The organism is Hymenobacter sp. AT01-02, assembly GCF_000961955.2.
GTDB classification, from domain to species: domain Bacteria; phylum Bacteroidota; class Bacteroidia; order Cytophagales; family Hymenobacteraceae; genus Hymenobacter; species Hymenobacter mucosus.
Map to the genome: position 1 here is coordinate 1 of NZ_JZIR02000080.1, position 10,475 is coordinate 10,475.

Here is a 10,475-nt window from a genome sequence, read left to right on the forward strand (position 1 = left end):
AAAAACCCCCCGCTTCCTGAAAGAAGCGGGGGCTTTTTGTATAACCGTATGGTAGTTAGATGCGCTACCTAGCGCTTCACAGCAATTTCCACGCGGCGGTTTTCCTGCCGGCCAGCTGCCGTGCTGTTCGATGCTACTGGCGCCGATTCACCCATAGGCTCAACACTCAGGCGTGATGCTTCGATGTGAACGTTTTGCTGCAACCAGTTACGTACGGCCTCAGCACGTTGCTCGCTCAGCTCTTTATTGTAGCTCTTGTCGCCACGAGAGTCGGCGAAACCCATGATGCGCACATCAGCGCCTTTGTAGCGGCGGGCAATAGAGGCACCTATTTCAGATAGAGCGCGAGTGGCGGAAGGCTTAATGACTGCTTTGTCAGTGTCAAACAGTACTTTTTCTTCCAAGCCATACACGCTATAGTTGTCGTCGCTACGCACGCTTACTTCGGGCAGGTCAATTTCTTCATACTTCACATCAGCCAACTTAGCCTTGGTCATATCCCAAGCATTCTCGGTGGCTGAGGCTACTTTGTTAGCCGCATCTTTTGTAGCGTCTACGGCATCGTTGGCAGCTTCACCAGCCGTTTCGCCGTTGCGGTATACTACTGCGGTATCGTTGGTAGCTTCCTGGGGTTGGTCTTTTTCCTCAGGCTTTTTGAGGTCATTACAAGCCGAGAGTAAAGCTGCTGCGGCAAAGAGAGAAAGAAGGTGCTTTTTCATGGGGAGATTGAGGGAATGAAGTTGCGCTTACGCCAAAAAAGCCCGAATGTTAAGAACATTTGGGCCTTTTTAATATATAAACCACAATATATTACGGTCTATTTTTTCGCTTTGGACTGTTGCACAATCCATTCCCGAATAATCTCTTGGGTGGCAGGCGAGAAAACAGGCTTTTGCTGCCCATTTACTAGCGGCCACTCCGTACGGCTGGGCTGAAATAAGTGATTCACGCCCGGCAGCTTGCGCACTGCCACCTCTTTATCGGACTTCAGCGCCTTGGAAAGAGCCAGCAGATTAGGTTCCGCCGCCACAGTAAGGTCGGCCGTACCGTTGAGCAGCAACACTGGGCATTTAACGTCAGCTAGCTTTTCCAGTGGGTCAAAACTTAAGAATGTACGATACGCGGGCGACGTAAGGCGGGTGGCGCTGTCTTGGGCCACTTGCACTTCCATGGAGGGGTTGTTTTGCCGCAACATGTTAGCGACAATGGTTTGGGCTTGCGCTGCATCGGGGGTTTGACGAATTATGTCCAGCATTGCCTGTTGGCGCTTGATGCCCGCTTCTACTAACACGGGGTCCGTAGTTTGGGCACGTAGCAAGGCCTGCTGCTGCTGCAAAACCAGATTGGTGCCACTAAGGCCAGGCGCTCCTAACGTAACCACAAAGGCCGGGGGAAGGGGCTGCGTTGCGGTTAGTAAGGCTACATTTCCGCCCTCCCCGTGACCAATAACACCCAAATGCCCTAAGTCAATTTCGGGGCGGGTACGCAAGAAGTTTAGAGCTGCCTGCACATCAGATATGGCACCCGGAATGCCTGCCTTGCCAGCTTCACCCGTTGATTGGCCTACCCCACGGCCATCATACCGCAGCACGGCTACCCCGCGGCGGGTAAGGTAGTCGCCTAGGCGCCCAACAAACGGTAATCACCGTAGGAGCCTTCTCGGTCCTGCGCACTTTCATCAGTTAGTAGTACTACTGCCGGGAAGGGTCCTTCTCCCGCGGGTACTGTTAGCATACCCGCAAAGCGTACATCGGCCGTCAGGTTGCTAAAGGTTACTTCTTCTTCCCGGTATGGAGGAGTCAGGCGTGCTTTGGGTGCGGTGCTTATTGCGGGGGGGGCGTAGTTAAGCGTCATTGGCACTTCGTAACCCGGCTGCTTCCACACTCCTTGCACTTCTTTGCCACTAGCGGCTAGCTGACCCGAAAACTGACTTCCGGCTTCCTCTGCAACAAACGTCACGGTATCACCGCGTACTGTTACTGCCACCGGCATTCGGCTTACCTTCTGAAGTGGCACATCGAGTGTGGCGAAGTAGGTGCCATTGGAAAGGCTTACTAAACGGAAAATCACTTCTAGTTCTCCACCTGGTACTTTTAGTGGTCCTTTCCAGTAGCCTTCTAATGATGGTTTATCGGCGGCCTGGGCGCAATGGGTAGCAACACCCCATACCAACAGTAGCCACAGGAAGCTGCGCTGCCACCAGGGTAAGCGGATAAAACGACTCATATACTATAACGCAGAAGTGTGAAAGAAGAAAGGCCAAGCAGATGCCACCAGCTTACTACTGAGCAGCATTTTCTCAAGCCAACTTGACCCAAAATGGGACTTCATTAGACCAGACGCGAAAGTACTATACTAGTGAAAAGGACGCAGCTAGTGCTGGTTGAACGCAAGCAACTCGCCGTTTAATAGTCCTGCTTAACCGACAAAACTCTTTCGCTTTTACTGTTTTGCAGACACTAGTGTACTACTAGGGGCAAGCAGTAGCAACCTGCGGATTAGCAGTTGACTATGCGCCTAGCAAACCACTACACTCGCTTTGGTCCAATAGCAGTGAAGTACTCCCAAAACAGGAAAACCAAAAATAGTATTTAGCACTGAACATTGTACTACTACACAGCAACAAGTAGATAGTTATACTTTACTCCGCCACGAATACTCGCTTAACTCGCTCACTCACGTTGGTAAGTAGCTCATAGGGAATGGTGCCAATGCGACCGGCCAACTCGGATAGGGACAAACCGGCTCCAAAAATTGTGGCGGCATCGCCCGCTTGTGCTTCTGGAATATTCGTTACATCCACCATGCACATGTCCATACACACATTGCCAACAAGGGGCGCCCGCTGCCCCCTCACGAGCACTTCCCCGGCACCGTTCCCGAAGCGCCTATCGTACCCATCGGCGTAGCGATAGCAATAGTGGCTATACGCCGTTCAAAATCAACAGCTTGTCCGCGGCGGCTGTAGCCTACTGTTTGGCCAGCCGGCAGCCTTTTAATTTGAGAGATAGTAGTACGTAGCGCACTAACAGGCCGGAGCGCATCTTGCTGCTGACCAGTGGCTTCTACCCCGTACAACCCAATACCAAGCCGTACCATATCTATGTGTTCGTCGGGAAACCGTACGATGCCCGCCGAGTTGAGAGCGTGCTTGATAATAGGGTAGCCCAACGCCTCTTCTACTTGCGGCGTCATGCGGTGAAAAGCGGCTAGCTGCTGGCGCGAAAAGTCGTTGTGCTGTTCTTCATCGGCACCGGCCAGGTGCGTAAGAGCACTGGCTACTCGCAGGCGAAAGGCATTTTCACTTAGATAGCGACACAGCTCTGGTATGTCTTCTTCCCCAAAACCAAGCCGGCGCATACCGGTGTCCAGCTTGAGATGAATGGCAGGCATGGGGCCCTCCTCAGCAGCACGTAGATACGCCTTGAGCAGTTCGAAAGAGTAGATTTCAGGTTCTAAGTGGTACTGCCGTAATTTCTGAAACGCGTCGGGTGCCGGATTCATCACCATCAGGGGCAAGCTGATACCGTGCTGGCGTAGGTCTACCCCCTCATCAGCATAGGCTACTGCTAAGTAATCGACGCGGTGAAACTGCAGTAGGTTGGCTACTTCATAGGAGCCGCTACCATAGGCAAAGGCCTTTACCATCACCATGAGCTTCACGCCAGGCTGTAGCCGCCGCCGGTAGAAATTGAGGTTGTGCACCAGTGCATCAAGGTTTACTTCCAGCACCGTACCATGAATTTTTTCCTGGAAGGCGGTTACTATTCGCTCAAACCCGTAGCGGCGGGCACCCTTCACTAAGATAGTTTCGTGGTGATAGTCGTCGGGCTGGAAGGCGGCTAGGAAGGCTTCGGTATGCGGGAAGAAAGCTCCTTCCAGTCCGGTAAAGGCGGCCGCGTTCTGACTAATTTCGGGGCCGATGCCAACAAGCCGCTCCACCCCGCGCGCCGTAAGTTGGGCCGCTACTCGGGCATACAATTCCGCGGCTGGCAATCCAGATTCCAGCACATCAGAGAGGATGAGGGCCCGACGCCCACGGCGGGGCTGCCGGGCCAGCGCGTCCAGAGCCAAAGTAAGGCCCGCCAAGTCATTGTTATACGTGTCGTCAAGGACGTAGCAATCGTTGAGGGCCTGCTTCATCTCCAAGCGCATGGCTACGGGCTGCAGCCGGTCGAGGCGGCGCTGGATTTCTGCGGGAGCTACTTGCCGCCATAGTAGCACCACCAAGCAGTGCAGGGCGTTTTCTACCGAAGGGTCATCGGCAAAGGGGAGGGTAAACGTATGTTCTTGGGGCCGGGGGCGGGCACGCTCCACGTGCACTACGGTACGGTCGGCGGAGGCATCGTGAATACTAATAAGCACATCGGCCTGCTGGGCGTCAAAAAGAAAACGTTGGCGCGTCCAGGCATACAGTACGGTTCGTCGGGTACTCAGCTGCTGCCGGGCCACCTCGTGCACCAACGAATGGTCGGCGCAGTAGAACAAGGTGTCTACGTCCTGAAATAGGTGCATCTTTTCCTCCACTTTTTGCCGCGGAGAGCTAAATCCTGCGTCGTGAGCGGTGCCAAGATTGGTAAACACGCCTAGTGTGGGCTGAATAATGCGGGCCAAGCGGGCCATTTCAGTGGGCTCGGAAATACCCGCTTCAAAGATGCCGAGGGTATGCGTACTGTTCAGTTCCCACACGCTCAGGGGCACACCTACCTGCGAGTTGAAGCTTAATGGACTTTTGCAGATCAGCTCGTCGGCGCTTAGCAACTGGGCCAGCCATTCCTTTACAATAGTTTTGCCATTGGACCCCGTGATGCCCATTACGGGCAGCCGAAACTGCTGACGGTGATGCGCTGCTAGAGCCTGCAAGGCTGCCAAGGTATCATCTACCAGCAGAAAACCGGCTTCTGGGAAGGCCGCGCACCCCCCAGAAATTGCGGCCTCCTCCGCTACCACAAACAAACGCACACCGCGGCTATACAGCTCTGAGAGGTAGCGATGTCCGTCGTGACGCGGCCCTTGCAAGGCAAAGAAAACCGCCCCAACTGGTTGTCCTAGTCGGCGGCTGTCAAGTAGCAATTGGTGTACGGCAGCGGCCTGGGCAGGCGCTTGGAGCAGGGTTCCTCCGGTGAGGGCGGGTAGGGTTTCGAACTGAAGCATGGCGGCGCAAAGGTACAGCAGCCCGGATAGTTCCGACAGTTGGGGTTGACTACCGTACCTTTGCGGGCTCATTGCCATTTCGAGTTGTATTGTGAAACTTTCGCGTCATCACCTGGCCGCTCTTGCGGCCTTTCTTATTTGGGGCTTCTTCCCCATTCCATTGCGGTGGTTGGCTGGCTATGCCAGCGGCCAAATTCTGTTCTTCCGGATTCTGCTTTCCCTCACGTTCCTACTACTCATCCACGGCATCTTTCGGCGCGATGCGGTACGGACAACGTGGCAACAGTGGCGAGCAGCATCCGCCACCGAACGGCGTCAAGCAGCTAGCAGCACGGTGATTGGCGGCTTGCTGCTCACCTCCAACTGGTTGCTGTTCATTTACGTCATCAACCAAGTGAGTGTGCAGGCGGGCTCTTTTGCTTATTTGGTATGCCCTATTCTTACAGCTTTGTTAGGCTTCGCAGTGCTGGGCGAAAAGCTGCGCACCAATCAGTGGCTGGCTATTGGGCTGAGCGCGCTTAGCTGCTTGTTGTTAGGCGCGGGCAATATTCGCACGTTGCTACTGAGCCTGGTTGTAGCCTTCACCTATGCCGCCTACCTCATCAGCCAGCGCCGCCTGCAGGGCTACGACCGCCTTGTGCTTCTGACGGTGCAGCTGGGCTTGGCTGCCTTAGTTATTCTGCCATTAGCGCCCCTACTGGGTGCCAACCCAGTAGCCGGTTTCCGCGACGCGCACCTGCTTTCGGTGACAACAGTACTTAGTATTGGTTTCACCATCATTCCGCTGTTCCTGAACTTGTACGCCCTCAATGTGCTGCCCTCGGGCACGGTGGGCATTTGGATGTACATCAACCCGCTGGTCAGCTTTGTACTGGCATTTCTCTACTTCGGCGAGCAAGCAACGACGCCCGAACTGATTGCGTATGGCGTTATCCTGTTTTCAGTAGCTCTTTACAACAGCAGGTTTCGGCAGCCAGCTACCAGCTAATGCGGTTAAAGGCACCTGCCGCTACGCCGTTATGCAATGCCACCTCACCTAGGCCACTAGTTGAAATTCGCACCCCACCTGTGCAGCTGCAAGCAAGGGGCATGGGTATTTCGTTGAATAAGCCGATTTGAAAAGCCTGAAAACGGCTACCTTCGGGCTGCTTTGCCGGGCCGAGGGGCCGGGCAAGTAGTTTTCCGACTTTCTGTAAGCCGAATGACCACTATTTCCCGTCCGGCCACTGTGCCGCTGTGGCGGCGGGTGCTACCGCACCTGCTAGCCGTTGTGTTTTTCCTGGTGCTGGCCGCCGTGTACTTTTCCCCCATCCTTTTTGATGGAAAGACCTTGGCCCAGCACGACATCGTGCAGTTTAATGGAGGTGCCCACGAGGCAGCCGAGTGGCGAGCCAAAACCGGCCACGAAGCCCTCTGGACAAACTCCATGTTCTCGGGGATGCCTACCTACCTCATCAGTACCCGCTTCCCCGGCGACATGAGTGGCTACCTGCACAGCCTATTTACACTGGGCTTGCCGGCGGTAGTAGCCAACTTATTCTTAGCGTTGTTGTGCGGCTACGTGCTGTTCATAGCGCTAGGTATCCGCCCGCTGATTGCCGTGGTGGGTGCAGTAGCGCTAGGTTTCACTAGCTACAACCTGGTCATTTTGGCGGCGGGCCACAATACCAAAAGCTTAGCCTTGGCGTATGCGCCGCTGGTACTCGGCGGATTGCTGGTAGCATTTCGGCGCAACCGGTGGCTAGGAGCAGCCTTGTTTACCCTGGGGCTTACCATGAACGTGCGCTCCAACCACTTGCAAATCACTTACTACCTGCTGTTGCTGGTACTAGTGTTTGGGGTGGTAGAGCTGGTTTTTGCGTTGCGCGAAAAGCGGTTGGCTGACTTCTTAACCCGCACTGCTATCCTGGGCGTAGGGGCCCTGCTGGCCGTAGGCGTCAGCTTTGGCCGCCTATATACTACCTTAGAATACGGCAAGTACAGCATCCGTGGCAAGTCGGAGCTGACAACGCCGGCTCCTACTGCCCCAGGTCAGCCGGCACCGGCGGCCGAAGATGCGGTAGGCTCTGGTCTGGACCGGGATTACGCTTTTGGCTGGAGCTATGGCGTGGGCGAAACTATTACCCTGCTGGTGCCCAACTTCTACGGTGGTGCCTCGCAAGGCAAACTCAGCGAATCATCGGAAACCGGGAAGGCCTTGGCTGCGGCTGGCGTCCCGCCCGTGCAGCTAACCGACTACCTAGCCCAGATGCCCCTGTACTGGGGCGACCAACCCGTTACCAGTGGGCCCGTGTACGTGGGTGCCGTAGTGTGCTTCCTATTTGTGCTAGGCCTGCTGGTAGCCGACCGGCGTACCCGAATCTGGCTGTTAGTGGGCACCACTTTGTCGATTGTACTGGCCTGGGGCAAAAACTTTGGGGTGTTCAACAACCTGATGTTTGACTACTTCCCCGGGTACAACAAGTTCCGCTCCGTGAGTATGGCCTTGGTTATAGCGCAGCTGGCTATGCCTCTGTTGGCAGTTCTGGCGTTAGCGCGCGTGCTACGGGGCCGGGCTGCTGCGCCAGCCGTGCCTGGCAGTGTCCACCCCAGCCTGGCGGCCCTCACGGCCCAGCCTACCGACGACGCCGAAACAGCTACCCTCAAGCAGCAGGTACTGCGTGCGCTGTATATCACGGCGGGTATCTGCGCCTTGGCATTCTTGGCCGGCATGGTATCTGACTTTGCGGCGCCCATTGATGCCCAGCTTCAGCAGCAGGGCTTCCCGCTTGATGCACTGCGCGCCGACCGTGCCTCTTTGATGCGCACCGACGTGTTCCGCTCCCTCATTTTTGTTGCTCTCACGGGTGGGGTTCTGTGGTTTTTTCTGCGGCGCAAACTCTCTACTAGCACGGCGGCCGCGCTTGTAGGCTTGCTTACCTTAGTAGACCTGTGGGGAGTAGATAAGCGCTACCTCAATGATGGCAACTTCCAACGTGAAACCATTGCCGAGCAATTCACCCCTACCGCTCTCGACCAGCAGATCCTGCAGGACAAGGACCTGAGCTACCGGGTGTACAACTTGAACAACCCCTTTAACGAAGCTAATACGTCTTACTACCATAAGAGTATTGGCGGGTACCACGGGGCCAAACTGCGCCGCTATCAAGATCTGATTGAGCGTCAACTCAGCCAAGGCAATGCCGGCGTGCTCAACATGCTCAATGCCCGCTACGTCATTGTGCCCGCCAACCCGCAAACCCAGCAGCCGGAACAAGTGCAGCGCAACCCCGGCGCCTTGGGCAATGCCTGGTTTGTAAGCGAGGTGCAAAAGGTACAAAACCCCGACGAAGAAATTAAAGCCCTTAGTACCCTGACGCCTGCTACGGCTGCGGTGGTAGATGCCTCTAAGTTTCCGCTTGAAAAGACAGCCTATTCGGCGTCAGGCTCTACCATTGCCCTTACCGCCTACGAGCCTGATAAGCTAACGTACCGCGCCAATGCCGCCCAAGATGGCTTTGTGGTATTCTCGGAGATATACTACAAGGATGGCTGGAACGCCTACCTAGATGGCAAGCAGGTGCCCCATGTGCGGGCAAACTATGTGCTGCGGGCCATGCAAGTACCGGCCGGTACCCATACCATTGAGTTCCGTTTCGAGCCTACGCAATATGCCATCGGCAACACGGTTTCTATGGTATCTTCTATTCTGCTGCTACTCGTGCTAGTGGGGGCTCTCTACTACGCCCTGAAGCATCGCCCAGAACCTCATACTGTGCAGGACACCTTACTAGCGGCCTAACCCTATTAGTTAACCTGCTTCTGCAAAGTCCTAGGAAGAGCATACTGACTGCTTTTTGCGGCGTACCTTTTCCTGGGGCTTTGTACTTTCAACCCCTCGCTACTTTTCAGAAGTACTAAGACGTTGTACTTCTTTAATACTATAGCCTTATCATGCTTCTGCAGCCCCTCAATGAGCCAGCTGCCCAGTGCGCAGGAGTGCGCTTACTTCTGCTGCGCGACGACCTAACGCACCCAGAACTACCCGGCAACAAGTGGCGTAAGCTTAAGTACAACCTTCAGGAAGCCCGCCGCCTGGGCTACGACACTGTGCTAACCTTTGGAGGGGCCTACTCCAACCACTTGGCTGCCGTAGCTACCGCGGGCCGCCTTACTGGGCTACGTACCATTGGGGTTGTGCGGGGAGACGAACTAGCAGCGGTTCCTCCCAACCCTACCCTCGCCCGAGCGGCGGCCGATGGCATGGCGCTTCGGTTTATTGACCGAGCCACCTACCGCCGTAAGCAAGAGCCGCACGTGCTGGAGGCGTTGTTGAGAGAAACTGGCCCAGCCTACGTAATCCCAGAGGGAGGCTCCAACGCACTGGCCCTTCCCGGATGCGCCGAACTGGTAGCTGAACTTCAAACCCAGACTGCGTTTGACTACCTGTGCGTGGCCTGTGGAACTGGCGGCACCCTTGCGGGCTTGCTAACGGGCTTGCACCATCAGCACTACGCCGTAGGATTTGCAGCGCTGAAAGGAGCTGATTTTCTGCGCACGGATATTCATAGCTTAACTCAACACGCTACTGGCTACACCTACACCAACTGGGAGCTACAGACGGCCTACCACGGCGGCGGCTACGCTCGTCTTTCACCTACTTTGCGGCAGTTCATTGTCGAGTTTCAGCAACGGCATGGCATTTTGCTCGACCCCATTTACACCAGCAAAATGATGGTAGGCATTCTAGATTTGTTAGAGCAAGGATACTTCCAACCCAGTAGCACAGTGGTAGCAGTGCACACAGGGGGACTACAAGCTTGGGCTGGCTTTGGAGCAATAGCTCCACTTGGCGTGTAGCAACGTATCCATCAGCTTGGTCTACCCTTAACATTAGGTCAGGAGTATAAGGGCTGTTACTTACTGGCCTTTTCGGGTAAAGATTGGGGTGTTGGCAATACCTATTCCAGCCAATGCAAATGTGCAGGGCAGAACCGGTAGTAGAAACCGTACATCCCAGTCTTCTACTGTCATCATCACAATCAGGCCCTGTAGTAGAATAACACTTACTAGAAACACGCGCACCGGCAGCCACACGGCGGCCACTTGGCTTCCGCGCCAGGCCATCCAATAGCATGGATAGATAAAGACTACTATCATCACGATATGAAACCAGGAGTAGTAGCTCTTGACATAGCTGATAAACAACAGGCCCTTCAATAACGCGAGCTTGGCGAAGTACACCGGATTGCCGAGAATGAAGTAAGCTAATCGTACGACTGGCGCCAGGCTAGCCGGTGGCAACATAAGGGGCTCGGTGGGTTCTACTACCCACGGCGTAT

The 10,475-nt window shown here is 55.2% G+C and carries 8 protein-coding genes and 1 pseudogene; 3 read left to right on the forward strand and 6 right to left on the reverse strand.

The genetic code is table 11. From position 1 onward, the window contains the following. Positions 1-68 precede the first annotated feature (68 nt). From VI25_RS19105 to VI25_RS19120, 5 genes and pseudogenes are all read right to left on the reverse strand, one after another. The gene (locus VI25_RS19105; RefSeq protein WP_055562747.1) at positions 69-719 is read right to left on the reverse strand and encodes an OmpA family protein; all 651 of its coding nucleotides are present in this window, start codon (positions 717-719) and stop codon (positions 69-71) included. 98 nt (positions 720-817) lie between these two features. Next, positions 818-1,597: pseudogene (locus VI25_RS19110) on the reverse strand (alpha/beta hydrolase family protein); the annotation flags it as partial. A 23-nt stretch (positions 1,598-1,620) separates the two neighbouring features. Further along, on the reverse strand, positions 1,621-2,226 hold the full coding sequence (locus VI25_RS19115; protein WP_055562749.1) for a hypothetical protein: 606 nt from the start codon (positions 2,224-2,226) through the stop codon (positions 1,621-1,623). Positions 2,227-2,641: 415 nt separating this feature from the next. Next, positions 2,642-2,863, reverse strand: coding sequence for an alanine racemase C-terminal domain-containing protein (locus VI25_RS28645; protein ID WP_316934372.1), 222 nt, complete (start codon positions 2,861-2,863; stop codon positions 2,642-2,644). Then, positions 2,854-5,154, reverse strand: coding sequence for a bifunctional UDP-N-acetylmuramoyl-tripeptide:D-alanyl-D-alanine ligase/alanine racemase (locus VI25_RS19120; protein WP_316934373.1), 2,301 nt, complete (start codon positions 5,152-5,154; stop codon positions 2,854-2,856). Before VI25_RS19120 ends, VI25_RS28645 begins: the two co-directional genes overlap by 10 nt. A gap of 91 nt (positions 5,155-5,245) precedes the next feature. Here VI25_RS19120 and VI25_RS19125 point away from each other — a divergent pair, with 91 nt between their 5' ends. The 3 genes from VI25_RS19125 to VI25_RS19135 all read left to right on the forward strand — a co-directional run bounded on the left by VI25_RS19125 (position 5,246) and on the right by VI25_RS19135 (position 9,993). After that, entirely contained in the window at positions 5,246-6,142 is an 897-nt protein-coding gene (locus VI25_RS19125) for an EamA family transporter (RefSeq protein ID WP_045687991.1), read from the forward strand. A 213-nt stretch (positions 6,143-6,355) separates the two neighbouring features. Beyond that, positions 6,356-8,935 (forward strand): YfhO family protein, encoded by a 2,580-nt coding sequence (locus VI25_RS19130; protein WP_045687990.1) that lies wholly within the window; start codon positions 6,356-6,358, stop codon positions 8,933-8,935. 152 nt (positions 8,936-9,087) lie between these two features. Further along, on the forward strand, positions 9,088-9,993 hold the full coding sequence (locus tag VI25_RS19135) for a 1-aminocyclopropane-1-carboxylate deaminase/D-cysteine desulfhydrase (protein ID WP_045687989.1): 906 nt from the start codon (positions 9,088-9,090) through the stop codon (positions 9,991-9,993). Between the two features lie 60 nt (positions 9,994-10,053). On the opposite strand, the gene VI25_RS19140 is transcribed toward VI25_RS19135, so the two are convergent. After that, positions 10,054-10,475, reverse strand: a 422-nt coding sequence (locus VI25_RS19140; protein WP_236705139.1) for a hypothetical protein, incomplete at its 5' end; no start/stop codon positions are given.

Excerpts from the sequence above, each read along its gene's own strand:
- VI25_RS19105 (WP_055562747.1), bottom strand. The coding sequence starts at position 719 with ATGAAAAAGCACCTTCTTTCTCTCTTTGCCGCAGCAGCTTTACTCTCG.
- VI25_RS19115 (WP_055562749.1), bottom strand. The coding sequence starts at position 2,226 with ATGAGTCGTTTTATCCGCTTACCCTGGTGGCAGCGCAGCTTCCTGTGG.
- VI25_RS19120 (WP_316934373.1), bottom strand. The coding sequence starts at position 5,154 with ATGCTTCAGTTCGAAACCCTACCCGCCCTCACCGGAGGAACCCTGCTC.
- VI25_RS19130 (WP_045687990.1), top strand. The coding sequence starts at position 6,356 with ATGACCACTATTTCCCGTCCGGCCACTGTGCCGCTGTGGCGGCGGGTG.
- VI25_RS19135 (WP_045687989.1), top strand. The coding sequence starts at position 9,088 with ATGCTTCTGCAGCCCCTCAATGAGCCAGCTGCCCAGTGCGCAGGAGTG.